This is a genomic window from Rhizobium sp. 01L419 (assembly GCF_056400025.1).
This window is the reverse complement of the sequence record NZ_JBFTSM010000007.1, coordinates 57,097-80,144: the sequence shown is the minus strand read 5'-3', so window position 1 is coordinate 80,144 and position 23,048 is coordinate 57,097. Positions and strand designations below refer to the sequence as shown.

Annotated in this window: 26 protein-coding genes; 13 read left to right on the top strand and 13 right to left on the bottom strand. The window is 60.6% G+C overall.

Features of this window, described 5'->3' with window-relative positions:
• Positions 1 to 274 precede the first annotated feature (274 nt).
• The 3 genes from AC1DUP_RS15410 (at position 275) to AC1DUP_RS15400 (ending at position 2,944) form a co-directional block, all read left to right on the top strand.
• Positions 275 to 1,669 (top strand): HD domain-containing protein, encoded by a 1,395-nt coding sequence (locus tag AC1DUP_RS15410; RefSeq protein WP_477833073.1) that lies wholly within the window; start codon positions 275 to 277, stop codon positions 1,667 to 1,669.
• Positions 1,656 to 2,159, top strand: a complete 504-nt coding sequence (locus tag AC1DUP_RS15405) for a hypothetical protein (RefSeq protein ID WP_477833072.1) — start codon at positions 1,656 to 1,658, stop codon at positions 2,157 to 2,159. The genes AC1DUP_RS15410 and AC1DUP_RS15405 overlap by 14 nt, the downstream gene beginning before the upstream one ends.
• 470 nt (positions 2,160 to 2,629) lie before the next feature.
• A complete protein-coding gene (locus AC1DUP_RS15400; protein ID WP_477833071.1) occupies positions 2,630 to 2,944 on the top strand; it encodes a hypothetical protein in 315 nt (104 codons plus the stop codon).
• A 112-nt stretch (positions 2,945 to 3,056) separates the two neighbouring features.
• Here AC1DUP_RS15400 and AC1DUP_RS15395 read toward each other — a convergent pair whose 3' ends face one another.
• Complete coding sequence (locus AC1DUP_RS15395) at positions 3,057 to 3,584, bottom strand: RBBP9/YdeN family alpha/beta hydrolase (RefSeq protein ID WP_477833070.1); 528 nt, start codon at positions 3,582 to 3,584, stop codon at positions 3,057 to 3,059.
• Positions 3,585 to 3,689: 105 nt separating this feature from the next.
• Here AC1DUP_RS15395 and AC1DUP_RS15390 point away from each other — a divergent pair, with 105 nt between their 5' ends.
• Complete coding sequence (locus AC1DUP_RS15390) at positions 3,690 to 4,166, top strand: Lrp/AsnC family transcriptional regulator (protein WP_113311900.1); 477 nt, start codon at positions 3,690 to 3,692, stop codon at positions 4,164 to 4,166.
• Positions 4,167 to 4,709: 543 nt separating this feature from the next.
• On the opposite strand, the gene AC1DUP_RS15385 is transcribed toward AC1DUP_RS15390, so the two are convergent.
• Positions 4,710 to 6,287 carry a hypothetical protein gene (locus AC1DUP_RS15385; RefSeq protein WP_477833069.1) on the bottom strand — a complete coding sequence of 526 codons (1,578 nt, stop codon included), beginning with the start codon at positions 6,285 to 6,287 and terminating at the stop codon, positions 4,710 to 4,712.
• A gap of 190 nt (positions 6,288 to 6,477) precedes the next feature.
• On the opposite strand from AC1DUP_RS15385, the gene AC1DUP_RS15380 reads away from it, so the two are divergent.
• The 3 genes from AC1DUP_RS15380 to AC1DUP_RS15370 all read left to right on the top strand — a co-directional run bounded on the left by AC1DUP_RS15380 (position 6,478) and on the right by AC1DUP_RS15370 (position 8,752).
• On the top strand, positions 6,478 to 7,053 hold the full coding sequence (locus AC1DUP_RS15380) for a transglutaminase-like cysteine peptidase (RefSeq protein ID WP_113311942.1): 576 nt from the start codon (positions 6,478 to 6,480) through the stop codon (positions 7,051 to 7,053).
• A 297-nt stretch (positions 7,054 to 7,350) separates the two neighbouring features.
• Positions 7,351 to 7,974, top strand: a complete 624-nt coding sequence (locus AC1DUP_RS15375; protein ID WP_113302093.1) for an outer membrane protein — start codon at positions 7,351 to 7,353, stop codon at positions 7,972 to 7,974.
• Between the two features lie 313 nt (positions 7,975 to 8,287).
• Complete coding sequence (locus AC1DUP_RS15370; RefSeq protein WP_113311943.1) at positions 8,288 to 8,752, top strand: DUF3597 domain-containing protein; 465 nt, start codon at positions 8,288 to 8,290, stop codon at positions 8,750 to 8,752.
• Positions 8,753 to 8,872: 120 nt separating this feature from the next.
• On the opposite strand, the gene AC1DUP_RS15365 is transcribed toward AC1DUP_RS15370, so the two are convergent.
• The 4 genes from AC1DUP_RS15365 to AC1DUP_RS15350 all read right to left on the bottom strand — a co-directional run bounded on the left by AC1DUP_RS15365 (position 8,873) and on the right by AC1DUP_RS15350 (position 14,299).
• Positions 8,873 to 9,169: a YkgJ family cysteine cluster protein gene (locus AC1DUP_RS15365; RefSeq protein WP_113302091.1), complete on the bottom strand. Its 297-nt coding sequence runs from the start codon at positions 9,167 to 9,169 to the stop codon at positions 8,873 to 8,875.
• 107 nt (positions 9,170 to 9,276) lie between these two features.
• The gene (locus AC1DUP_RS15360; protein WP_477833068.1) at positions 9,277 to 13,527 is read right to left on the bottom strand and encodes a P-loop NTPase fold protein; all 4,251 of its coding nucleotides are present in this window, start codon (positions 13,525 to 13,527) and stop codon (positions 9,277 to 9,279) included.
• 83 nt (positions 13,528 to 13,610) lie between these two features.
• Positions 13,611 to 13,853 (bottom strand): hypothetical protein, encoded by a 243-nt coding sequence (locus AC1DUP_RS15355; protein ID WP_162748658.1) that lies wholly within the window; start codon positions 13,851 to 13,853, stop codon positions 13,611 to 13,613.
• A gap of 2 nt (positions 13,854 to 13,855) precedes the next feature.
• A complete protein-coding gene (locus tag AC1DUP_RS15350; RefSeq protein ID WP_113312179.1) occupies positions 13,856 to 14,299 on the bottom strand; it encodes a hypothetical protein in 444 nt (147 codons plus the stop codon).
• Positions 14,300 to 14,530: 231 nt separating this feature from the next.
• Between AC1DUP_RS15350 and AC1DUP_RS15345 the strand changes: the two genes are divergently transcribed.
• Complete coding sequence (locus tag AC1DUP_RS15345) at positions 14,531 to 14,734, top strand: hypothetical protein (protein ID WP_113312180.1); 204 nt, start codon at positions 14,531 to 14,533, stop codon at positions 14,732 to 14,734.
• Between the two features lie 13 nt (positions 14,735 to 14,747).
• Here the strand turns inward: AC1DUP_RS15345 and AC1DUP_RS15340 are convergent, their stop codons facing one another.
• Together AC1DUP_RS15340 and AC1DUP_RS15335 are read right to left on the bottom strand one after the other, a co-directional pair.
• Positions 14,748 to 15,047 (bottom strand): hypothetical protein, encoded by a 300-nt coding sequence (locus tag AC1DUP_RS15340; protein WP_113312181.1) that lies wholly within the window; start codon positions 15,045 to 15,047, stop codon positions 14,748 to 14,750.
• 127 nt (positions 15,048 to 15,174) lie between these two features.
• The gene (locus AC1DUP_RS15335; protein WP_162748659.1) at positions 15,175 to 15,315 is read right to left on the bottom strand and encodes a hypothetical protein; all 141 of its coding nucleotides are present in this window, start codon (positions 15,313 to 15,315) and stop codon (positions 15,175 to 15,177) included.
• A gap of 588 nt (positions 15,316 to 15,903) precedes the next feature.
• Between AC1DUP_RS15335 and AC1DUP_RS15330 the strand changes: the two genes are divergently transcribed.
• Positions 15,904 to 16,167 carry a hypothetical protein gene (locus AC1DUP_RS15330; RefSeq protein WP_113302086.1) on the top strand — a complete coding sequence of 88 codons (264 nt, stop codon included), beginning with the start codon at positions 15,904 to 15,906 and terminating at the stop codon, positions 16,165 to 16,167.
• A 130-nt stretch (positions 16,168 to 16,297) separates the two neighbouring features.
• Entirely contained in the window at positions 16,298 to 16,816 is a 519-nt protein-coding gene (locus tag AC1DUP_RS15325; RefSeq protein WP_477833067.1) for a hypothetical protein, read from the top strand.
• A 61-nt stretch (positions 16,817 to 16,877) separates the two neighbouring features.
• On the opposite strand, the gene AC1DUP_RS15320 is transcribed toward AC1DUP_RS15325, so the two are convergent.
• The 4 genes from AC1DUP_RS15320 to AC1DUP_RS15305 all read right to left on the bottom strand — a co-directional run bounded on the left by AC1DUP_RS15320 (position 16,878) and on the right by AC1DUP_RS15305 (position 19,270).
• Complete coding sequence (locus AC1DUP_RS15320; protein ID WP_113302084.1) at positions 16,878 to 17,096, bottom strand: hypothetical protein; 219 nt, start codon at positions 17,094 to 17,096, stop codon at positions 16,878 to 16,880.
• A complete protein-coding gene (locus AC1DUP_RS15315; protein WP_113302083.1) occupies positions 17,093 to 17,845 on the bottom strand; it encodes a COG4280 domain-containing protein in 753 nt (250 codons plus the stop codon). Before AC1DUP_RS15315 ends, AC1DUP_RS15320 begins: the two co-directional genes overlap by 4 nt.
• A gap of 315 nt (positions 17,846 to 18,160) precedes the next feature.
• Entirely contained in the window at positions 18,161 to 18,967 is an 807-nt protein-coding gene (locus AC1DUP_RS15310; RefSeq protein ID WP_113302082.1) for a COG4705 family protein, read from the bottom strand.
• A gap of 24 nt (positions 18,968 to 18,991) precedes the next feature.
• A complete protein-coding gene (locus AC1DUP_RS15305) occupies positions 18,992 to 19,270 on the bottom strand; it encodes a hypothetical protein (RefSeq protein WP_113302081.1) in 279 nt (92 codons plus the stop codon).
• Between the two features lie 283 nt (positions 19,271 to 19,553).
• Here AC1DUP_RS15305 and AC1DUP_RS15300 point away from each other — a divergent pair, with 283 nt between their 5' ends.
• From AC1DUP_RS15300 to AC1DUP_RS15290, 3 genes are all read left to right on the top strand, one after another.
• Positions 19,554 to 20,231, top strand: a complete 678-nt coding sequence (locus AC1DUP_RS15300; RefSeq protein ID WP_113312185.1) for a response regulator transcription factor — start codon at positions 19,554 to 19,556, stop codon at positions 20,229 to 20,231.
• A 156-nt stretch (positions 20,232 to 20,387) separates the two neighbouring features.
• Complete coding sequence (locus tag AC1DUP_RS15295) at positions 20,388 to 21,779, top strand: HAMP domain-containing sensor histidine kinase (RefSeq protein ID WP_477833066.1); 1,392 nt, start codon at positions 20,388 to 20,390, stop codon at positions 21,777 to 21,779.
• A 22-nt stretch (positions 21,780 to 21,801) separates the two neighbouring features.
• A complete protein-coding gene (locus AC1DUP_RS15290; protein WP_113302079.1) occupies positions 21,802 to 22,359 on the top strand; it encodes a dual specificity protein phosphatase family protein in 558 nt (185 codons plus the stop codon).
• A 197-nt stretch (positions 22,360 to 22,556) separates the two neighbouring features.
• Here AC1DUP_RS15290 and AC1DUP_RS15285 read toward each other — a convergent pair whose 3' ends face one another.
• Positions 22,557 to 22,937, bottom strand: coding sequence for a pentapeptide repeat-containing protein (locus AC1DUP_RS15285; protein WP_113312186.1), 381 nt, complete (start codon positions 22,935 to 22,937; stop codon positions 22,557 to 22,559).
• Between the last annotated feature and the right edge of the window lie 111 nt (positions 22,938 to 23,048).

Genomic DNA, 23,048 nt, shown 5'->3' with positions numbered 1-23,048 from the left:
CAGGATATCATGGCCGCTTGGCGCCGACAGCAGGCATTTCGTGCTGGCCAACTCAACAGTTTGAGCGCGTCATACAACCGCCGGATGTTATCATCCAGAATTGGCCGGAGCGGAATTCGAAGCCCCATGATCGTCCGTTGCATGAGGCGGCGGGGAACCCCGACCACCTTTTTGGTGAAGATGGGTGATAGCTACAAATTTTAATGCATCTTTAGAGAGAATCATAAACGATTTGACTTGAAATGACGCACAGAACAAAGTAGGAACAAAGCTAATGGGGAGACAGCGAATTCGTGATCCGCTGCATGATCTCATCGAATTCGATACCGAGCGAGACGAGTTCGAAGGGGTCCTCTGGAAGGCCATTCAAACGAGGCCTTTTCAACGACTTCGACGTGTGAAGCAGCTTGGATTTTCCGATCTGGTCTACCCAGGAGCAACGCACTCTCGGCTCGCCCATAGTATCGGAGTGTTCCACACTGCGCGTATGTTGATGGACGTCATCGGCAGGCACGTGTCTAAGGTAGAGGTTTCTAAGATGCGACAGGCGCTTGCTGCTGCTTTGGTGCATGATCTCGGTCACGGACCCTTTAGCCATGCTTTCGAGAGCGTAGGCAAGCGGCTAGACCTGAAGATGGCCGACCACGAGCATGTTAGCGACGTCCTTATCCGCGACAGTGAGGTCACACCGGTTCTAAATGAGCTCGGAAGCGGTTTCGCAAATGATGTGGCTGATATCATTCGCGGTCGTGGCAAGAAGAACGTCTATAGGGCGGTGGTTTCGAGCCAGTTCGATGCCGATCGTCTCGATTACATGCGCCGTGACCGTCTGATGACAGGAACGCAGCACGCAGGAATCGATTTCAAGTGGTTGATCGCGAACTTACAGATTGCCAGCGTACCTTTTGGCGTTGATGAATCCTCGATTGGCGAGATCGAAACCTTCGTCTTGGGTCCCAAGGCAATTTTTGGCGCTGAAGCTTACGTTCTTGGACTGTTTCAACTCTACCCAACAGTCTATTTCCACAAGGCAACCCGTGGCGCTGAAAAGATTTTCGGCGAACTACTCTACCGCACAATCATGCTTATTCAAAATGATAGCTTAGGTGCAACGGGGCTGCCGAGCAACCATCCCATAGTTCGGTTTGCCTGGAACCCGAACGATGTAGAGTCCGCGCTCGGCCTCGACGATACTTCTGTGTGGGGAGCTTTGCCCCTCATGTGCGAAGCTACGGATGGTGCCATCGCCAGCCTCGCTCAATCGCTGAGGTATAGAGAATTGGGGAAATGCATAGATGTTCGAGAGAAGGTCGCGCATGCTGTTGAAGACTCGGGTAAGGCCGATGACGAGATCGATGCATGCTGCGCGAAAATCAAGGAAAAGCTAACCGATTGGCTGGGAAGTCAGGACGCGGATATGCCACCAATTCACTTAGATGAAGCGCAACGGTCGCCTTACAAAGTGGTCGAGGAGACGCAGGGGCCACTCGATCGGATCAATATCTATACTAACGGCGGAAAGCTCGTGGATCTGAAGCAACGCTCGGCCGTCGTTGCGGCCGTGAAACCGTTCAAACTGTTCAGAGTTTATTGCAAGCGGAGTGACATGGAAACGCAGAGGATCGTCAACGCAATTATCGATGGGGAGATCAGTAATGCGAGACAATGAAAAGGTCAAAAGTATCATTAGAGATGCTGGAGGCCGTATAGTTGGACGCACAAAGCTTCAGAAGGTGTCCTTCTTTCTGGAGATGGCGAACCTCGGCGAGGGCTTTCATTTCAAGTACAAGCATTACGGTCCATTTAGCGAGGAGCTCGCGACTGCGACCGAAGACGCAGTTGCGTTGAGAAATGTTTCCGAGAAAGTTTATCCTGCCTCATGGGGTGGCTTCTATTCAGATTTTACGTTGGCCGCTCCGGAGGCACCGAACGGTCCTCCGGAGCGTCTGAAACTCGCGAAGGCGGCAGCTGAGGCAGACTCGGTAGAGTTGGAACTCGCTGCAACAGCACTTTTCCTGCATGCCGAATTCAACGACCCATGGGCGGAGACAGCGAGGCGTAAGCCGGAAAAGGCAGATGGAGATCGTCTTTCCAAAGCGAAAGAACTCTATCGCAAGCTTTACGCCGTAGTTCCCAACAGGCTCCCTGCCATCGCGTGAAGAATAACGGCCGGTAAAGTCAAAATTACCGGCCTGTCTCTTAAAACGATGTCACCGTCGATTTACGGCAACATTAGATAACATGACCATGATCATCCGGCAGGTTATTCTGTCGTCTGCGGATCCCTATGGGTAGACGGGCTGCATCGGTGCCCAAGGATTAGGCCGGTGCTCGCAGCAGGCTAATCACAATGAACCGGTCCGATTTTATCCACAGGTATATTCCCGGCTCCAGGCGTAAAAAATCCCGCAGAAGCTGGATTCCCTGCCGCCAACTGCCGAGCTAATCCCACTGGTCGAATTGCTGCGCTTCAGGCGCGGGGGTCTACTCGTGATGTCGCGGTGGAGGGCTTAGATGACAAAAACACCGGGGCTGGGGCTCGTCTTTGTGCTGGGTGGCGAGCCCCACAGTTTCGCCGGCCATCTGACGAAACTACGTTGGGGAACACTGCCTCGGGAGGGACTTAAGGATGAACTCCATCTTAAAAGGTCCGCCAATGCCGCCCTTGCCCTATGCCGACGACCCGAACAGCCTCGATATTGTATGCGATGTCATCCTGTTTGACTGGTTCAACGCAGGCGTGGACAGCTTCGATATCAGAGACTTCAGGGAAGAAATGGAGTCACATTACAGAGAGATGGGCAGGCCCATCCCCGCGGGGATTGCGGACCCTCGAAAGCTCGTTCCGACGCTGCGGCTGTTGCAGGCTCGCATGCACCTCGTCAAGCCGACGCGGATTACCGGGATCGAGTGGCAATTCCTCAGAAATGGTGACCGGGATTGAAGGCGCCCGTCGTCAAAATATCGAGCCGCCGGTCCATCGCTCCCTGGAAGAGTAGAGAATGTCGCGGCGAAATTCCCGGCTTTCGGACGCGGCCAAAGCCGGGAGATCTGCGTCAGGCCGCGAACACTCTCAGCAATCCCCGCCCCTCGGGCCAGTTCTCCAGGCCGCTCTGCCCGTTGATATGGCCGAAGGCGCCGATGATTTCGAGGTCGCTTCCCCATTGAGCCGCCCGCATCTCGGCATAGGGGAGCGAGCCGTAGGGATCGTCGGTGCTTGCCACGATCAGGGATGGAAAACGAAACCGTTCCTGCGGCACGGCTGCAAAGCCCGCCGCCTTTGCGGGGAATGCCGCCGAGGAAGGATCGGGCACGGCCACCAGAAACGCACCCCTGGCCGGCGCGTCCGATACCTTTTGCCAATGCGCGACAAGCAGGCATGCAAGACTGTGGGCGACCAGAACGGGCGGGGTTGCGGCAGACCGCACGACCCGTTCCAGCGCCGCGATCCAATCGGGAAGATCAGGCGCATCCCAGCTTGCCGGCGAGAAGCGACGGATGGACGTGTCGGCCTCCTCCCAGCGGCTTTGCCAATGGGTATTTCCGGAATTGCCAATGCCAGGCAGATGAATGAATTCGCTCACCGCTTAACCTCTTCGTTGCGTTCGGCTCATTCTGGCCGTTTACAGGCGCAAACAGAATTGGCATTCATCGGAAAAGAGAAGCACAAACCGATGGATTCAAGGCAGATGGCGAAGGTTACTGATAATCGTACCGCACTTGATCCGACAGATATCGCCATGATCGAAATTCTTCAGGATGACGGACGTATCAGCGTTTCGGAGCTGGGCAGAAAGGTCGGCCTCTCCCAGCCCGCAGCCTCGGAACGGCTCAAGCGGCTTGAGGAACGCGGCATCGTCACAGGCTACAGGGCGGTCGTCGACCCTGCCTCCCTCGGGTTCGGAATGATGGCGGTGATCCGCCTGCGCACGACGCACGAACATATCAAACCGTGTTTGAAGCAGTTTTCCGAAATGCCGGAGATCATCGAGGTGTTGCGGCTTACGGGCGAGGACTGTTTCCACCTTAAAGTCATCGTGCCCTCGCCGGCCGACCTTGAAGGCATCGTCGATTCGATTGCCCGCTACGGCCCCGTTACGACGGCGATCGTCCTGCGCAGCGAACGCCCCAAACCTATCGGCCGCGATCTGATCGCGGAACGCTAGCCTTGCACGATTCTCACGTTCCACGACGAAACCGGGATCACGATTTTCAAGGGAAATCCGCCTTGCGAACCTCTCGCACAAGTCAGCACGTCCAGGCCTGATTTTGCGGCGGCCATGTGCCCGGCCTGGGCCGAAAGCGGCCATGGTGGCGCTGCCCACACGGCATGAAAAAGGGCTTCATCGCTGAAGCCCCGTTTCGGTTACGTATGTCGGCTCGAACCGATTCTGGTATGCCTCCCTTTCCTCCCTCGTCTCCGTGTTCCCGGCCCAGCCCGGGTTATCTCACGCAGACCCAGCGCGCCCGCTCCCCTCGGGCGCAGATGACTCCGACGCAATACATTTGAGCCATCACCGCGCCGAGGCGCGATGCCTGGATTCCCGTGACTTCCTTCGCGCCAGCACGCGGGCACAGGAATGAGGAAGGAAAGGGAATGCGTCCTTTGGATGATGGCAAGAAGTCACCGTCACCGGGCCGCATTTCCGATACCGCCATTGAAGAAGGGCTTCACTTCTGAAGCCCTTCCTCCGGTTCAGGATGCCGGATCAGCCGGGCTTGTGTCCGCCCTTGTCGGAGCCGCCGTTATCAGAGCCACCCTTGTCTGAGCCACCCTTGTCTGAGCCGCCCCTGTCCGAGCCGCCCTTGTCCGAGCCGCCCTTGTCCGAGCCGCCCTTGTCCGAGCCGCCCTTGTCAGACCCGCCCTTGTCGGAGCCGCTGTTGCCACCGCCGTTGTCCGAGCCGCCGCTATTGCCGCCGCCGTTGTCGGAGCCGCCGCTGCTGCCACCGCTGTTACCGCCGCTGTTGCCGGAACCGCCACCACTGTTGCCGCTGCTGCCACCGTTATTGCCGGAGCCGCCACCACTATTGCCGCTGCTGCCACCGTTGTTGCCGGAGCCGCCGCCACTGCTGCTGCTGCCACCGCTATTGTCGGAACGGCCACCGCTATTGCCGCTGCTGCCGCCCTTGTCGGAGCCGCTATTACCGCTATTGCCGCTCTTGTCAGAGCCGCCCTTATCGTTGCGGTCGTTGCCACCCTTGTCGTTGCGGTCGTTTCCGCCCTTATCGTTGCGGTCGCTACCGCCCTTATCGTTGCGGTCGTTTCCGCCCTTGTCGTTACGGTCGTTGCCGCCCTTGTCGTTGCGGTCGTTTCCGCCCTTATCGTTGCGGTCGTTGCCGCCCTTATCATTGCGGTCGTTGCCGCCCTTGTCGTTGCGATCGTTGCCGCCCTTGTCGTTGCGGTCGTTTCCGCTCTTGTCGTTGCGGTCGTTTCCGCCCTTGTCGTTGCGATCGTTTCCGCCCTTGTCGTTGCGATCGTTTCCGCCCTTGTCGTTGCGATCGTTTCCGCCCTTGTCGTTGCGGTCGTTGCCGCCCTTATCATTGCGGTCGTTGCCGCCCTTATCATTGCGGTCGTTGCCGCCCTTATCGTTGCGATCCTTGCCACCCTCGTGGTCACGGTCCTTGCCACCCTGATGGTCGCGATCCTTGCCACCATCGTGGTCACGGTCCTTGCCACCCTGATGGTCGCGGTCCTTGCCACCATCGTGGTCACGGTCCTTGCCACCCTGATGGTCGCGGTCCTTGCCACCATCGTGGTCACGGTCCTTGCCATCGTGGTCACGGTCCTTGCCATCGTGATGGTCGCGATCCTTGCCACCATGATGATCGCGGTCCTTGCCACCATGATGGTCACGATCCTTGCCACCATGATGATCGCGGTCCTTGCCGCCGTGATGATCATGGTCCTTGCCGCCGTGGTGACCGTGGTCCTTGCCGCCAGGATGGCCGCCATGATCGCCGTCGCCGTCGCCAGGGCCGGAGCCGCCGGTGTTGCCGTCGCCGTCATCGCCGCCATTGCCCTGATCGCCGGAAGAATTCTGGTTCGACGCCTGTTTGCCGGAGCCGGAGCCGTTGCGGTTGCCGGAGCGGTTGCCGCTGCTGTCATCATTGACAGTGCGGCTGTCATCGTCGGTGCGGATGGATTTCGTCGGCAGGCACAGTCTTGCCTCAATCGAACCCGGCGCTGCCGTGGCGCAGTTGACAACTGCCGGCGCGGCCATTGTGAGGCTGCTGCTTGCCAGAAGGTAAGCAACGGCGACGCTATACTTCGCTGCTTTGCGGATCATCTATTTTCTCCCAAAGTTAACAGACCGTTAACGAGGAGAATTCCTATATTAGCAAACTGTTAATTCCAAGAATAAACTGTGGATAATGGCACAGGTTCTTAATCTATAGTTAATTACGTAAGTAATAATTTTTATTAAAGTTTTAGTATAAACTATGTTACCTTCTCCGCGAACAATAGAGGGGTGATTCATGCGATGGCTGGTTTGTCTTGTTTCCCTTGTGTTCTTTCCCACGCAATTTCAGGCATTTGCCGGACAGGTCCTGCCCGTCGGCAGGAGCATCGGCGCGCCGGTGGGATTCGCGTCGGCCTGTGCGAGCTACCGCTGGCTTTGCCGTGCGACTTCGGCGCGACCGGCAGCGGATGAGGCGGGCATGCCGCTTCTGCGCAAGGTCACGCGCGCCGTGAACCTCCGCGTCCGCTCGACGGAGGACCGCTCCGCCTCCGGAAACGACGATGTCTGGACCCTGCCTTCAAGCGGCCGGGGCGACTGCGAGGATTACGCTCTTCAGAAGATGAAGGACCTGATCGACGCCGGCTTTCCGGCAAACCGCCTGGCGCTTTCGGTGGTGATCGGCCCGCATGACGAAAACCATGTCGTGCTGATCGCCCGCATGGACGACGGCGACTATGTGCTCGACAATCTCGACAACGGGGTAAAACCCTGGAGAGCCACGCCCTATACTTTTCTGGCAACCCAGGATTTCCTGAAACGATCGACCTGGCGGGTAACGCTTGCGGGGCCAAGGGCGAACGAGTTTTCGTGAGATTGGGATGGGGGCCTGACAGGCTCCCCATCCGCCGACCCGGCATCCGCCTCGCGTACAAGCTGCAAAATGGAAATCCGGCCGCTGCGTCTCTGCGCAGTGGAGTGCCGACTTGCCGTCAGGAAAAATTCTTCTTGCTCAAAGCCTTGGCAGACAGGGCGTCTCGCGGTTCAACACGCAATGCGGGTCCGTACGCTAGCGTACAGTTCTGCTGGTGTGTCTTTGCCGCTACAGCCTTTTGGTGCAGGGCTGCTACCTGTTGGTTTGTCAAAACTGAGCATATTCCGGGGTACACACATGAAGACGACTATCGCCACTCTCCTTTTCGCCCTTGCTGCCGGCACGTCTTTCGCCGCCGATCTGGTGGAAGACGTTCCATCCGCACCCGTTGCGATGGCACCTGTTTTCACCTGGTCGGGGCCTTACTTCGGCATCGATGGCGGCGCCGGCTTCCTTGACGGCGATTTCAGCATCGGCGGCGTGAGCGCTTCCGAAGATTTCGACGGCGGCGTCTTCGGGGCATTTGGGGGCTATAACTTCCAGTTCGACAATATCGTCGTCGGCATCGAAGGCAACATCGAGCACAACTGGAATGATGAGGACCTGCTGGGCGCAAGCATCGGAACCGATTGGTCCGGCGCCGTCCGCGGCCGGGTCGGATACGCCTTCGACAAGGCGCTGTTCTATGGTGCGGCAGGCTGGACCGCGACGCGCGGCTTCATCGACGTGCCGGGCGGCGACAAGGAAACCGAGACGTTCAACGGCTATACCGTCGGCGCCGGCATCGACTACGCCTTCACCAACAACGTCTTCGTTCGCGGCGAATATCGCTTCAACGACTATGGCGACAAGGACATTCTCGGCGTGAATGTCGATCTCGACCAGCAGGAAATCAAGCTGGGCATCGGCGTCAAGTTCTAGGAACCGGCGACCGTATCCGTCGAAAGCCCCGCCATGTTGCGGGGCTTTTGCATTTCTGGCCGATCTTCCAAATCCTGTTCCGGGCTCGCCCCTCTCGCCCGAAGGTGGCACACGCGCTGCCGACCGTCACCCGGCCGATGACGAAGACGCGGCATCACCGAACGGGAACAACAGCGCGGTGCAGCTGAACCATGTTTCCTGCCGGCGGGCTTTGCGGATCGCGTTACCACCCTAGTTCTCTCCCGGTCAGCATTTGGGAAGCCGGCTCCGTACGGCGTTTGCCCATCGCAACCACAAGAGGAGGGTTTCCCCCGTGAGCGTCTTCGACCGCATCAAGAACGCGATTTTCGGCAAAGCGCAGGCGGCACCCGTGCCGGAGCCTGCGGCCGCCGCCCCGCAAGCCTCCAGTACGCCCGCAGCTTCCCCTTCCGCTCAGCCCACCGCGGCCAAGCCCGCACCGGTGACCGAGCCCGCAACCGGCGCGCCGCCGCCGGCTCAAGCGAGCCCCGCCCAATCCAGCAGCGCCGATATCGAGCAGATCCTCAACGCGGCCGTCAAGAAATCCGGCCAGAAGCTCGATTGGCGCCATTCGATCGTCGATCTCATGAAGGCGCTCGGAATGGATGCCAGCCTTGCGGAGCGCAAGGAGCTCGCAGCCGAACTCGGCTATTCCGGCGATACCAATGACAGCGCGAAGATGAACATCTTCCTGCACAAGGCGCTCATGAAGAAACTGTCGGAAAACGGCGGCAAGGTGCCGGCCGATCTTCTGGATTGATTTGCGGGCTGGATTGAATGGCGGGCGGCAGCAAAGACTGCCGCCTCCTGCAACGCAAATCCTGGGCTGGCGGCAAGGATATCATTATCGACAGGCACACCGGCAGAGCCAGGATCAGCGCTACGCCAGCCCGAAGGCCTTACGCGCCGTCGTACAGGCGTCGTCTCCGGGAAGGCATGTGCGGCAGACGTCCGGCCTGAGGCCGTAGATCACGCATGATACTTGCTTACCGATGGTGCCTGAGAGCGCAGAGCAACGCTCACCATCACAGCGCATGCCTGATTGATCCGCCGAGACGAACTGAGCCGGCAGCAAATCGAGGTCCTCGTCGCTCTCGGTCGAGAATCTCGGCCATTCGTGCGAATAGGAACAGCACGCGCCGCAGGCCTGACAGTCTAGCTCGGTTGATAGGGTCATGGCCTGCTCTTAACACTGTATCCGCCACAGATGCAAAACCATTGGCGCCCCCACCTCCCGATGCCGGCGGGTCGACCATCTCCCGGACCTGTGAAACGTAAGGCATATCAAGGCATGTCCGGCAACGCCGGGCTGACGATCGAGGTGTAGGTGCGGCGGTCATCCGCGGTGACGGCGGCAAGGAGGTCGCCTGGCATCTTGTCGCCGCAGATCTCGTTTGCGCCGAGGATGAGCAGCTTTGTCTCGTCGAGCGCCGGCGGCTTGCGGTCGAACCAGCCGGCCGGAAGGAAGCGGCGGACGATCCTGTCGAGAATATCCGGCCGGTGCGGATTTGCGTCCGCATCGAGGCGCGCGGCCAGATAGCGCATCCGGTTTTCAAACAGCTTGACCGCCCGTGGCGTCGGGTTCACCGCATGGACTGACGGAGTGACCTTTCTAAGCGTGTCGGCGAAGGCGGAGCTGTCCTTCTCGATATCCATCCGCCGCCGCGCCAGGTCGACGAGCAGGAACAGCAGGAGGAAGATCACGAGCAGCACGTCGCCCGCCCACCATGCCCAGCGCGGCATCAGCTCCCGCTCGGTCTGCCACTCAGCCGGCTGGAAGCGGAAGGGCTTTTCGGCAGGCGCGGGTGCCAGATCCGGCTGGCCGGTCCCGCCATTTGTCGGCGTCGGGGCGGCAACAGTCGCGCTCCCGGGCCGGCTGATAGTGGATGGGACGGCCGCCCCGCCAAGCTCTGGTGTTGCAAATGGCTGCAGCAGCAATGCGGCGCCACCGCCGATCAGGGCTGCAAACGCCGCCGTACGGCAAAAATCCAGAAAGAAGGAGGCCGTCGTCTTGAAGGGAGCGAGCCAGCGCGGATCGGCATCCGGCTCCGGCCCCTCCTCCACCAGCATGCTGACGGCAGCATCGGGCTGCAGCGGCGGCACAGCGGTCTCGATATTGATCAGCTTTTCGAGGTAACGCCGGGCGAAGGCCCGCCGCCGGGCCACCGTGCGAACGGCGGGATCGGTAGCATCTGCGGCCGGCAGCATCGCGCCCCCGAGCTCGCGATCGGGCAGCCCGTCGACGATATCCTTGAAACCCAGACCGACGGCATGTTCGATCTGCTTGCGGTCGATGCCGAGCACGACGAAACAGGAACCGGCGGACACGAGATAGTTCACCGCTTCAAGCACGGCGAGCACGGCATCGGGCGGACAGCGGTCGAGATCATCGATGATGATGATGATCCCCGGATTTCTCGATGTTCGCGCCGTGCGGCAGACATCGCTGAAGGCGCTTGCAAACTGGCTTCGGAAGCTGAGCTTGTCGCGGTAGTCGGTGACGGATGCGCGGTTGCGCAGCTGGCTCAGCAGTTTGGCCGGCTCCACCGGGAATGCGATGAGCTTGCTGCGCACGAACAGCAGGGCGGCGAAGGCGAGAATCGCGCCGATCCCCGTCTTCGGGTCGAGGCCCAGCCAGGCAAGCGGCTTTTCCAGCCAATGCGCCACATCGTCGGTCGCCTTCTCCGCCGTCTCCTGAGCGGCGCCAGCAGTATCAGCAGCACCGGCAGTCTTCTCACCCGCCTGAGGGCTTGCGGCCTTCTCCGCCGGGGCCGGGCCGGCAGCGCCGCCTGCCGATTGCGTCTGCGAAACATTGAAGACGAGATCGGTCAAGGCCGAACCGAGCCTGCCCTGCAGGCCCATATTGGCGACGGCGAGCGCGATCAACAGCAGCACGCCGGCCGCAAGCGCGCTCTGCAACGGCCCGCGCAGCCTGAGTGCCAGCAGGCGCATCCGAAACACCATGCCGCTCCAGGTGTACCAGTGCGGCACCACCGTGCTGCGAACCGCCTCGAGCAGCGCCGCCAGCAGCGAGACCTCCTCGCGGTGATGCCAGGCATTGAACCAGACCGGGCGCGCGCCATAGCGGCGCAGATCCTCGCGTAGCAGGTTCATCAGCGAACTCTTGCCGGTGCCCCACCCTCCGGTCACCGCGATCGTCAGCGGCGGCTTGGTATCGACGTTGCGGATGAAGCGCGACATGGCGAGCGCGATCGGCTTGAGCCGCAGGACGTCGCGGTCCCGCCAGCCGATCGGGCTATCCGAACTCGGCGCATCCTCGATGCCGCGCCGCTCGACGGCAACGCCGCGCGCGAAGGCAACGCCGGCATAACCCAGCATCAGAAAGACGACCGGTGCGGCCGCAAAGGTCCAGGGCGCCGGAAAGCTCTTCAGTTCCCGCCAGGTCTCGACAAGCGGATGCTGCGCATAGAGCACGAAGGTCTCCGTAACAGGCGTATTGCCGGTCAGACCGGAGAATGGCCAGATGGCGAAGGGCTGCCGCTGCCGCTCGCCCGCCACCCAGGCTGCCTTGTCGCCGTCGAAGCGGATCGCCGTCAATGTCTCGCCGGGTACCAGGCGCAGCTGCCGGAACGTGGCCGCGCCTGACGTGAGCTGTTCGGATACCAGGATGAGGCCATCGCCGCCGACCACGAACAGCGTCGTGGCATCGAGAAACCCCAGCGCCCGGAAGGTGGCGCTCGCCGGCAGGCCGGCAGGCAAACCCAGTTGGGCGGGAGGCGGAGGATTCAGCTCCTGCTGCTGGATCTGCTGTTGTTGCTGCTGCTGCTGTTGCTGCTGTTGTTGCTGCTGCTGTTGCTGCTGTTGCTGCTGCGTCTGTGTCTGCTGTTGCTGCTGATTTTGGACCTCCTGTTTCTGCTGCTGTTGCGGCTGAGCCTGCTGCAATTGTTGCTGCTGCTGATTTTGAACCTGCTGTTCTGTCTGCTGGACCTGCTGCTGCTGGATCTGCTGGCCCTTCTCGTCGAACACGACAGCCGGTCTGCCGGGATCGGCGGAGGGAGCAAGCGGTCCGCCTCTGGCGTGTTCGTCCATTCGCAGGCTGAGCAGGACCGAACGGAGCGGTGCATCGTAAGAACAATCCCAGGACGCTGCATCCGCGGTCCAGCAGACAACGTCATCTGGCAGCCGGACACCCGCCGAAGGCGCCAAACCCTGCAAAACGCTATAGACCCTGATGGTGCCGTCGGCCGAAGCGGTGACGATGCGGCTGCCGTCAGGAGAGAACGCGGCACTGGTCGCACCTGTCCTTGGCATTTCCACGACGTCGCGCCGTTTTCCGGCGACGGTCACCCAGATCCGCGCCGCACCATCCGCGGAGGCGGTGACGATGTTTCGGCCGTCAGGAGAGAAAGCCGCCGTGTAGACTGTATCGGTATAGCCGCTCAGGACGTCGGTATTCTCCGCGGCGCCACTGTTCCAGATCCGTATGGTGCGATCCATAGAGGCGGTGACGATGTTCCTGCCGTCGGGAGAGAACATGGCGCTGGTCACCGGCCCTTCGTGGCCGCGCAACACCTTGAGTTCGCTGCCGGTGGCCACGTCCCAGATCCGCGCGGTTGCCTCTGACGGAGAGCCGGAAACACCCGCGCTGCCTCCCAGAGCCGTGACGATCTGCGCGCCGTCAGGCGAGAAAGCGGCGCTCATGACCGGCCCATCGTGACCACGCAGCACCCTGAGTTCGCTGCCGGTCGCAGCGTCCCAGATCCACGCGGTGCCGTCGAGCGCAGCCGTAACGATGCGGCTGCCGTCAGGAGAGTACGCGGCGCTCATGACCGGCCCATCATGACCACGCAGCACCCTGACCTCGCTGCCGGTCGCCGCGTCCCAAATCCGCACGGTACCATCGGCCGCGGCCGTAACGATGCGGCTGCCGTCAGGAGAGAACGCGGCGCCCGCCACGCTCCCCGTATGACCGCTGAGCTCGTCGAGCCTGTCCCCGGTGGCGGCGTTCCAGATCCGCGCGGTGCCGTCGGCCGAAGCCGTCAAGATGCGCGCGCCATCGGGCGAGAAGACGGCGCTGGCCACTGGCCCTGCATGAGCCTTGAATTCCAGGATCTGGATCGGGCGGATGTCGATCCTGGCCGTCTCGAGCGGCGGCTGATCGCGACGATAGATGCGCCCGTCCGCTCCGATGAGCGCGCCGGTCTCGTCACTCCACAGGGCCAGAGTGGGATAACGGCCCTCCGGCCGCAGCTGCAGGGCGCCCTCGCCGATCCAGGCCGCCTGCGCCTCGCCAAGCGCCCTTGGCGCCCAGCCGGTGCCTGGGGTGCCGAGCGGGCGCTGTCCGAGTCCGTTGATCTCTGTTGCCGGCAGCGGGTGGAGGAACCAGTCGATCCAGTTCGCCGGTTTTGCAAACGGATCCGGCCGCGCCGGCTGCCAAAGGAAACCGTAGAGGACCAAAACCAGTCCGGCGAGCGCAAGCGCAAGAACCCAATAGGAATTGACTGCCGACGCCACCAGCGAACGCCGCGTGCGCACCGTCCCCGATGCTTCCGTTGCCGGGTCCCTGCTGTCCATGCGATGCCCCCACATGCCGCCGACACGCCCTCAGGTTGCCATCCTATCACGAATGCTAGCCGCATAAAATTGCCGCAGCAGCCTCACTTCGCTTTCTGTGGCACCGGAAAATCGTTCATCAGGTCGAGCATGCAGAGGGAAAAATCGAGCTCCGTTTCCTTCGAGCGCACCCGTTCCCCGTTTGGCTTGACATTCGTCACGTCGAGCTCGATCGGAACGGTAATCATCCTGTCCCCGTAAAACTGGTTGAAGGCGACACTGATCGCATGAGAGGAGGTCGTCGCCTCCTTGAGGATTTTCAGCGCCGGATCGGCATCGAGGACCATCATCACGCTCCCGGGCGTTTCGGTGCCTCTCCGTTCCGAGCGCATGTCCGGATGGCTTTCCGTAGCCGCCCCGAGGAGATAGACCTTCGACGGCGCCGATGGCGTGAAATGGATATCGCCATCTTCCCCCTCCAAGCCTCTTCAACGGTGAGATACAAGGTGGTGCTCCACGGGGGAAGTATGTCCGTCTCGCCCACGAAGGAACGGGTCTTGAGCAGATTGAGGTGCCCGGTCACCCGAAGATATTGTCCCGGCCGATAGACATGATCCCGCTTTATCGCGACGAACGAATAGGTACAGCCTCCAGTCTTGCCATCCTCCATCACCAATGGCTGAGCCTGCGCTTTCAACGTGCCGTGCAGGATATCGAGCACGTCTCTTGCCTTTGCCGGCGCCACGGCGAGGCAGGCCGCAAGCAATGCCCCGGCCAGCGAAATCCACTTCATGCCAATTCCTCAACCCCTTGATATGGGCGCACCATAAAGTGGTAGAAATGACTTGAACAGGGTCATAGCACGATCCGGGATGAAGAGAATCCGGGGGCTTCGGCGCCTGCCGGCAACCGCGTCATCAGGTGCATCCGGAACGCTTGCCTGCCACCTCTTCCCTCGTTCGCATCCGATGCATCCTTTTCCCGCTCGAAAGTTTCAAGACCGAACGCGAATGAGGAGACCGAAATGCCGAGCACTGCAGGCAGCGACGCCATCGAAGGCAAGGACGAGGTGAAGGATGTGGGCGAGCAGCCGCCGAACGACCGTGTCGCGCCGCCTGTCATGAGGGCTTCGGGAGCGAGGCGGAATATCGGGCCTATCCGGATGACATCATCAATTTTCGGGAATGCCGCGCCGAACGTGAAGAAGCTGTCGGAAAACGGCGGCTAAGTACCGGCCGACCTTATCGATCGGGCTTGCCTGTTCGGGCGTCGGCGGCGCGGACAGCGCCTCCTTCGTTTTCCCATGATGCCAGGGCTTTCGCATCGGCATTCAGCTTGCGACGCCTCGACGCCGGATAGCCGGGCGGAGACATCGTCGCCTCCTTGATGCGTCGTATCATCACCACGTTTTCGTGATGTTCACCACTCTCGGACGTCACGAGATCGGATGTCGCATAGTCCGCGCGCCTGAGCACGCCCAGGAGCCGCCAGCGCGCCAAGCTCGCCGCAGCGGATCCATCGGGGAGGAAGATCGTTACCATGGCCAACCGTTCTCGCAATCGCGATGAAAATGTTTGAAGGGGGAAGACATGTCGTCCTCCTTTGATTGAAGCGAAGGCAATGACCCCCGCTTCGTTGACTGCCGATCAGGAAGGCTGCATCACGATGTCACGCTGATTGCGACGTCGCATCGAGGAAGTCTTCGATCCGCTTCAGGCGGTAGAGAACCCGCCTCTTGCTGTCATAGAGCCTGCCCAGCAGCGCATGCTCCAGATCCAGCGGCCCGCCGATCATGCGCAGCCGTCTCACGATGACTTCCTGCCTGCTGATGCGCTGCTCCGCCCTCACGACATGGAGCCTTGCAAACTTCAGGTCTTTTTTTCTGTATCGCGCCAATTGCATCWGCCTCGCCAATCATTGTCGTTAAGCGCCTGGCCGAGACGCTGTTCTCGCGGCCATGACCCCTGGGGGTTTCGACGGCACGAACGTTATGATCCGCGCTTCTGCAGCAGGTTCCCGCCCGTTTGGGGTACCGCTGCGAGTCAAATTGGTTGTCTGCAAAACAAAGGATAGCACGCCCTCTCAACATTTTCAGAAAAATAAATATTAATATTCGGAGCGTCGAATTTCATGAATACATGAAATGAAATAACCGAAAAAATCCTGTCAAATAATTGAGACAACTTCGCATTTTATTCTAAAAATATAGGTCGATTTACAGAAATTATACACTGCTATGCCCGTTATATCAGGAGATATTCTGCTCCACAGCCCATAGTATAACCCCTCGTGAGGAGAGCAGAGAAGCGCCTACCCATGCGGGTGATATCCATGCGATTACCCGAGGCGTAAACTTTTCTCCGGCTCTGATATCAGGAGCAGCAAGAGGAGGACGCAATGCCGACCATCCTGGCTCATCACGACGTCAAGGACGTCAAGCACTGGCTCGCCTCGCCCCGTCGCAAGGAAATTTTCGAACCGATCGGCTGCACGAACATTCGCACCTTCGTCGATCCGCAATCGTCCAACAAGGTTGGCCTCGTCATGGACGTTGCCGACATGGGCCGGCTGGCGGAATTCATGAAGAGCAGGCAAGCGGCCGATGCGATGGAATATGACGGCGTATTGCCCGAGACCCTGGTGATCCTCGTTCAGTCCTAGAGTATCCGTGTTGGTCAAGTGAGGGATCAACCGTCTGTCGGCGTAACGCGCCGGCAATCAATCCCCGCCGCCCATGCATCCTTTTTCCGCCTCGAACGTTTGAATTCCGTCAGCGAAAGAGGAGACCGAAATGGCGAGCACGACAGGCAGGGACGCCATCGAAGGCATGGACGAGATCAGAGACGCGAGCGAGCCCACGCCAGCCCCCGAACGTGAAGAAAAAACCGAACAGGAAAAAGCCGATCAGCACGCGAAGGCCGAGGGTTTTGCAAGCGAAGCGGCCTACGAAGACTATCTGGATGCGGTGGCCGAGGATGCGCCGGTCGAGGAGATCGTCGTCGATATCGAACGCGCCGCCGCCCGAGAGGAACTCGAGCGGCAGATCGAGGATGTGCGCTACGAGATCGACAATCTGCGCGCGCGGCTGCACATCATCCGCCATCAGGCGGGCAATGTGGTGGAAGAAAATATTCGCTGGGTGGATGCGAGCGCCCATGCGCAGCTTGGCGTTTACCCCTGGCTGAAGCTTTCGGGCGCCATGGCCGCAGCCTTCTTCGTGGGCAAGGCCTTGCAGCAGTTGCCCTTCGGCTCTCTCGCCACCACTGTCACGCCACTGGTGCTGGCAGCGGCGCGCGAAAGACGCCGGTAAGATCGCCCTGCCCCATACCGCACGCTTGCCGCCGCCGACCTCGATCGAGGCGGCGGTTCGGTCAGCGCCTGAACTTGCGCCGTGCTGCCCGCGCGACACTTTCGGCAAGCACCGAAAGACAGCCGGCGACGAGAAGCACGGCACCCGCCGTCGGACCGATGAGGCCAAATTTTGCCGCGAGGCCGACCCCGAGAACGAGCAGCAGGCAGAACAGCGCCAGCGCCCCGTCATCGATGAACATGCCGATCAATTCCTTGAAGGCGATCCTGAGAATGCTCATCGGGCGGGCTCCGCATGCGTATGATGATACTGCCGCAGCCACCGGACCGCGATGAAGGAGAAGGCGGCAAGCAAGCCGAAGATTGCGACCAGCGAGAGGTCTTCGCCCGGCCATTCCGTGCCGATGCCCTCGCCCACCCAGAAGATGCCGAAAGCCGTCAGCAGCAGGCCGACGATGAATTTCAGCGTGTTTTCCGGCACCGATGACAGCGGCTTGTGGACGAAGAAGCCGATGACGAGCACGGCGATACAGGCGATCAGCGCTCCGATACTGGCATAGGGCAGCATGCCTGGCCGCGCGCCTGTCGCGATGACGATGAACACCACTTCGATGCCTTCGAGCAGCACCGCCTTGAATGCGGCCGTGCCGGCCAGGAAGTCGGCCCGCCGGTCCGCGGACTGGCGGGCAAGCGCATCGGTCTCCGCCGCAAAGGCCCTCTCCTCGTCGTGCAGCGCAATGAAGCCCGCAGCCCTGAGGATCGCCTTTCTCAGCCACCGCATGCCGAACAGGATCAGCAGCGTGCCGATGGTGAATTGCAGGATGTCGATCGGGATAAGGCCGAGCAAGGGGCCGAAGACCAGCACCAGCACCGCCAGCACGAACAGCGCCAGCCCCGTGCCGATAAAGGCCGGCCGCCAGCTCCGTGTGACGCCGACGGCCAGAATGATGGTGAAGGCCTCCACGACTTCCACGAAGGAGCCGAGGAAGGAGGCGGTCATCGTCGAGGTTATGCTTGTGATCGTCGTCATCGTCTACTCGGTTTTCTTGGCTTCGATCCGGACAGGCAGGCGAGAAGGACCGGGCATCGCTCCCGCGGCAGGGAGAATGCCAGCAGCGAACCCGGCATGTCCATCACTCTCATAGCTCGGCCGGCAGACACCGTCTCTGTCGGGTGGGAGGATTGCCATAATGGAAGGATAGGCATGTGGCGGGCAGAAGTCGTGTCACCGGCTGTAGGTCAAAAACCTGTCGCGCGCTTTTCCGCGATCTTACAAATCCGTAAGCGCTCGCCTCGCCCCCATGGCTGAGCCATGACAGGGCGAGGCGAGCACATCGGGCAACCCTTAACGCAACGGCTCTTCCGGGCTGCCTTCGATCTCGGGTTCGTAGTTGAAGCTCATGTAGATGACGATGAAGGCGATGATCGCGAGGAACATCAGGCTCGTATAGATCGTGCCGAGCCCGAGCCCGCCATAGTCCGAAGGCTGCGAGAGATAGTCGCCAAGCGAGGCGCCGAGCGGCCGGGTGAAGATATAGGCGAGCCAGAAGGACAGGATGCCATCGAGCCTCAGCGCGAAATGGGCAAAGGCGATGACGGCAATGATGGCGCCGAAGATGAGGCCTGTGGTGATGTAGCCGAAACCGAACACCTCGGAGATCAGGTCGCCGACAGCAGTGCCGAGCGCGAAGGTGAAGAGCACTACCAGCCAGTAGAAGGCCTCGCGCCGTGCCGTGAAGATCGAGTGGATCGACAGCGTCCCCTCCTTGGCCTTCCAGAGGGTGAAGGTGAGGATCAGCGCGATCGAGAAGGCGATGGTCGAGGTCAAGAGCGGTACGCCGAAATTATCGGTGAGATTATCGGTCACCAGCGTGCCGACGACGCTGATCAGCACCACCGCCAGCCAGTAGACCCAAGGGACGTAACGCCTCTGGGTAAACTGCAGCACGATCGCGCCGATGAGGATCGCCGTCATGATGATGGAGGTCATCGTCAGGCCGAGGCCCATATTGACCGCCAGGTAATCGGCCGCCGTCTCGCCCATCGTCACCGCCATCAGCTTGATCAGCCAGAAATCGACGGTGACGCGCGGCACGCGGTTGATGTCATCAGCCGGCATGTTCGCCGGCCTGTCAGATGGTCTTTCTGCCATTGGATCTCTCCTCGCTTGCTGCAATCACTTGCCGATCAGCGCCATGGCTTCGGTCAGGAACTTGTCCGAACGGGTGTCGTCATCGGCATTGCAGCGCTCGACGGCCTTGGCTTCGAGATCGTTGACCTTGGCCATGTCGGCATCGCTGAGCCTGGCCTTCGCCTTGGCGGCGCGCATATCCTTCAGCATGTCTTCGCAGGGCACGGTGGCGGCATGGGCGGGCATGGCAACGGCGATGAAACCGGCCATGACGAGGGCATTGAGCAGGCCTGCGCCAACACGTGTCGTGGGGAGTGTCTTCATGGGATATCTCCTTGAATGCGGCGCCCGGCGCCGGCAATTTGAAAAGCGATGGCGTTCGCGTTTTCCGCCACCGTGTCCCAGCTTCTAGCCGCCGGTCCATACACAGCCTTTGCCGGGAAGATACGCTTTCGTAAGAAAGGTCAGGTTGCAGCAAGAGCCGGGATCGGATCGGTTCCGCCGACTTACGAATCCGTAAGAATTCGATAAGGTGCAGGACACAATTATGCGCGAATTGTGCGGCGTGAGAGTAATCTTCCGATCAGGTGAAGGGTTTGGACCGGCCATGCGCATTCTCGTCGTCGAGGACGATAAAAAGACGGCCGATTTTGTCGCTCGCGGCATGATCGAGGCGGGCCACGTCTGCGACGTCATCGACGACGGGCGCGATGCGCTTTTCCAGGCGACACGTGAGCAATATGACGTGCTGGTCGTCGACAGGATGGTGCCCGGCCTCGACGGGCTGTCGCTGATCAAGGCGGTACGCGCCGCAAAGATCGGCACGCCGGCGATTTTCCTCACCTCGGTCAGCGGCGTCGACGACCGCGTCGAAGGGCTGGAGGCCGGCGGCGACGATTACCTCACCAAACCCTTCGCCTTTTCCGAGCTGCTCGCCCGCGTCAATGCGCTGGCGCGCCGCCCGCCCGTGCAGGACCAGAAGACGGTGCTGCGTGTGGCCGATCTCGAGCTCGACCTGGTGCGCCGGCAGGTGACGCGACAGGGCCAGACGATCGAGCTGCAGCCGCGCGAATTCACCCTGCTCGAAGTGCTGATGCGCGGCGAAGGCCGGGTGCTGACCCGCACCATGCTGCTCGAACGCGTCTGGGATTTCCATTTCGACCCGAAGACCAGCGTCGTCGAAACCCATGTCAGCCGCCTGCGCGCCAAGATCGACAGGCCTTTCGACATCCCGCTGCTTCATACCGTGCGCAATACCGGATACAGCCTGCATGCGCCGCGCTAGAGCATCGGACCGAAAAGTGTGTAGCGGTTTTCGGATAATCCGATGCTTGAGCAGACAGGCATCGGACCGAAAAGTGTACAGCGGTTTTCGGGTCATCCGATGCTTGAACAAAAGAGCATCGGACCGAAAAGTGTATAGCGGTTTTCGGATAATCCGATGCTGAAGGAAAAAGCCGTTTCCAGGAAAAGATCCAGGCTGCTGCGCAGCACGCCTTTCCGGCTGGCGCTGGCCTTCGGCCTGCTCTTCATCCTGGCCTTTCTGGTGGCGGGCATCATCACCTACCAGCTCCTGAAACGCGATCTGGCTGCGGCGCTCGACGATTCCGTGCGCGAGACCTATTCGGTCGTCGCCTCCACCTATTCGCCGGCCGACATCGAAGACCTCGTTGCCGCTGTCACAGCCTATGCTCGCCTCAACAATGCCGAGGACAGCATTTTCCTGCTTTCGGGCGAAAAGGGTAAGCGGCTTGCCGGCAATGTCTTGCCGTTTGCGGCAGAAGATGGCCTTTCGACCATCGAGGCCGGCGACATCGGGCAGAAGGGCGACGACCGCATCCGCATCCTGGCAGGCACCGTCGGCGGCAACCGGCTGATCGTCGGCGAAAGCTTTGCCGAAACCGAGGATCTGGAACATATCGCGCTGATGAGCTTCGGCTGGGCCACCGGCGGCATCGTCATTCTCGCCTGCGGCGGCGGCGCTTTTCTAGCCGCCCGCGCCCAGCGGCGGCTTGACGGCATCGAGCGGGCGATGAGCGATGTTTCGGCCGGCGATCTGGCGCGGCGCATTCCGCTCGAAGGCAATGGCGATGATATCGATGTCGTCGCAACCCATATGAACCAGGCGCTGGACCGGCTGTCGGCCCTCGTCGAAGGCATGCGGCAGGTGAGCGCCGATATCGCCCACGACCTGAAGACGCCGCTCAATCGCATGAAGATGACCGTCGAGCAGGCAATCGAACAGGGCGGGCGCGGCGAGGATGTCCAGACCCTGCTGATCGACGCCCGCGAGGAAAGCGACCGCATCAACGCCACGTTCGAGGCGCTGTTGCGCATCTCGCAGATCGAGGCCGGCGCCCGCAAGGCGCGCTTCCAGCCGGTCGATATCAGCGACATCATGAGTTCGGTTGCGGAAATCTACGGCAGCGTTGCCGAGGATAACGGCCAGTCTCTCGACTTTACCACCAGACCAGCCTCCCCCTGCATGGTCAATGGTGACCGGGAACTGCTGACCCAGCTCTTCGTCAACCTCGTGGAAAATGCCATCAACCATTGCCCGCCGATGACCAGGATCACGCTTGCGCTCCGGGCCGACGATGACGGCTTTTCGGCTGGTGTTTCCGATGACGGCCCCGGCATTCCCGAAGCGGAGCGCGAACTGGTCTTCCGCCGCCTCTATCGCCTCGACAAGAGCCGCACGACCTCAGGCAGCGGCCTGGGCCTCAGCCTCGTCAAGGCGATCGCCGATCTGCATTCCGCCCACATCACGCTCGCCGACCGGCATCCCGGCCTCGGCATCACGCTCGATTTTCCCGCCCAATCTCAGGCATAAAGCCCAATACCAAGGATCAGGAATGAAACGACGTTGGAGAATCCCCGCCGCTTTCGGCATCGCCGCGCTGTTGTTTGGAGCCTATCTCGGCGCGCTGCAACTATCGGGCAATTTCCATGAAGTGCTGCCGGGCGAACTCTACCGCTCGGCCCAACCCTCCGGCGCCGATATCGACACCTATGCCGCCCGCTACGGCATCAAGACCGTCTTGAACCTGCGCGGCGAAAACACCGCCAACTGGTACATGCAGGAAACCGAGGCAGCGAAGAAAGCCGGCATCACCCACATAAACTACCCGCTGTCAGCCTCCCGGGACGTGACGCCGGAACAGGCGCACGAACTGCTGGCGCTGATGCGCGATGCGCCAAAACCGATCCTTATCCACTGCCAGGCGGGTGCGGACCGCACGGGCCTCGTCTCGGTGCTCTATCTGCAGCAGATAGCCGGCATAGACGAGGAAACCGCCGAAGAGCAGCTTTCCGTCCGCTTCGGCCATATCGGCATTCCGTATCTGTCGTCGACCTTTGCCATGGACCGCAGCTGGGAGAATCTCGAGAAGGTGTTTGGGCTGGATAGCTAGGCTTGGCCGGCACGTGCAAGAGCGTTGCGGGAAGCGTCTGTTCACGCCATGATCGGGGGGTGAGGAGATCATTGCGGAATTATGTAGCAATTGCCACCGATATCCGCTTCCGGCCCATTGCGGGAGCCGATCATGTTTCAGATTGCTCCGAAATGTCACTTTCGAGCTTTGTCTATCGTCGACCCAACAACTGACCCTCAGCTTTTCGCCTGGTCATAAGCCTTGAATAGATCGGTGACGAGAACTCCGTTGATCCGCATCCCGGTCAAATCGGCATCTGCGATTTCCGCGTCCGCCAATGTGACACCGCTTATGGTCAATCGCGACAGGTTCGCATTCGTGACGGTGGCTCCAGACAGATTGACGATGTTAAAGCGCGCACCCTCAAGGTTGACATCGTCAAAATTCGCTTCGGACAAATTGGTGTCGATGAATTTTGCCTTCGTCAAAACAGCGTAAAATCGTGCGTCCGCGAGATGGACGCCATCGAAATTAGCGCCTGACATATCTGCCCGCTCATAATGCACGCCTTGCATTTGAGGGCCATCAAACGGGTTGCATCCTTGCTGATCAGTCATTGTCGTTTCCTCCAGCCGATTATGATCGATTCAAAGAATACCTAACCTGTGGTAGTGTTGCAAAATTCCTGAATAAAGCAAAACTTGTTTTCCTGGCTTGCGCAAAGTCGC

Coding starts and splice junctions, on each gene's coding strand:
- AC1DUP_RS15355 (WP_162748658.1), bottom strand. CDS start 13,853: ATGGTCCTCGATGCCGATCCGGCGCTGAAAATCCTCAAGGAGGCGACG.
- AC1DUP_RS15310 (WP_113302082.1), bottom strand. CDS start 18,967: ATGGCAGAAAGACCATCTGACAGGCCGGCGAACATGCCGGCTGATGAC.
- AC1DUP_RS15410 (WP_477833073.1), top strand. CDS start 275: ATGGGGAGACAGCGAATTCGTGATCCGCTGCATGATCTCATCGAATTC.
- AC1DUP_RS15390 (WP_113311900.1), top strand. CDS start 3,690: ATGGCGAAGGTTACTGATAATCGTACCGCACTTGATCCGACAGATATC.
- AC1DUP_RS15400 (WP_477833071.1), top strand. CDS start 2,630: ATGAACTCCATCTTAAAAGGTCCGCCAATGCCGCCCTTGCCCTATGCC.
- AC1DUP_RS15330 (WP_113302086.1), top strand. CDS start 15,904: ATGCCGACCATCCTGGCTCATCACGACGTCAAGGACGTCAAGCACTGG.
- AC1DUP_RS15360 (WP_477833068.1), bottom strand. CDS start 13,527: ATGGACAGCAGGGACCCGGCAACGGAAGCATCGGGGACGGTGCGCACG.
- AC1DUP_RS15350 (WP_113312179.1), bottom strand. CDS start 14,299: ATGAAGTGGATTTCGCTGGCCGGGGCATTGCTTGCGGCCTGCCTCGCC.
- AC1DUP_RS15290 (WP_113302079.1), top strand. CDS start 21,802: ATGAAACGACGTTGGAGAATCCCCGCCGCTTTCGGCATCGCCGCGCTG.
- AC1DUP_RS15295 (WP_477833066.1), top strand. CDS start 20,388: ATGCTGAAGGAAAAAGCCGTTTCCAGGAAAAGATCCAGGCTGCTGCGC.
- AC1DUP_RS15405 (WP_477833072.1), top strand. CDS start 1,656: ATGCGAGACAATGAAAAGGTCAAAAGTATCATTAGAGATGCTGGAGGC.
- AC1DUP_RS15325 (WP_477833067.1), top strand. CDS start 16,298: ATGGCGAGCACGACAGGCAGGGACGCCATCGAAGGCATGGACGAGATC.
- AC1DUP_RS15380 (WP_113311942.1), top strand. CDS start 6,478: ATGCGATGGCTGGTTTGTCTTGTTTCCCTTGTGTTCTTTCCCACGCAA.
- AC1DUP_RS15385 (WP_477833069.1), bottom strand. CDS start 6,287: ATGATCCGCAAAGCAGCGAAGTATAGCGTCGCCGTTGCTTACCTTCTG.
- AC1DUP_RS15300 (WP_113312185.1), top strand. CDS start 19,554: ATGCGCATTCTCGTCGTCGAGGACGATAAAAAGACGGCCGATTTTGTC.
- AC1DUP_RS15285 (WP_113312186.1), bottom strand. CDS start 22,937: ATGACTGATCAGCAAGGATGCAACCCGTTTGATGGCCCTCAAATGCAA.
- AC1DUP_RS15315 (WP_113302083.1), bottom strand. CDS start 17,845: ATGACGACGATCACAAGCATAACCTCGACGATGACCGCCTCCTTCCTC.
- AC1DUP_RS15365 (WP_113302091.1), bottom strand. CDS start 9,169: ATGACCCTATCAACCGAGCTAGACTGTCAGGCCTGCGGCGCGTGCTGT.
- AC1DUP_RS15305 (WP_113302081.1), bottom strand. CDS start 19,270: ATGAAGACACTCCCCACGACACGTGTTGGCGCAGGCCTGCTCAATGCC.
- AC1DUP_RS15375 (WP_113302093.1), top strand. CDS start 7,351: ATGAAGACGACTATCGCCACTCTCCTTTTCGCCCTTGCTGCCGGCACG.
- AC1DUP_RS15320 (WP_113302084.1), bottom strand. CDS start 17,096: ATGAGCATTCTCAGGATCGCCTTCAAGGAATTGATCGGCATGTTCATC.
- AC1DUP_RS15345 (WP_113312180.1), top strand. CDS start 14,531: ATGCCGAGCACTGCAGGCAGCGACGCCATCGAAGGCAAGGACGAGGTG.
- AC1DUP_RS15340 (WP_113312181.1), bottom strand. CDS start 15,047: ATGGTAACGATCTTCCTCCCCGATGGATCCGCTGCGGCGAGCTTGGCG.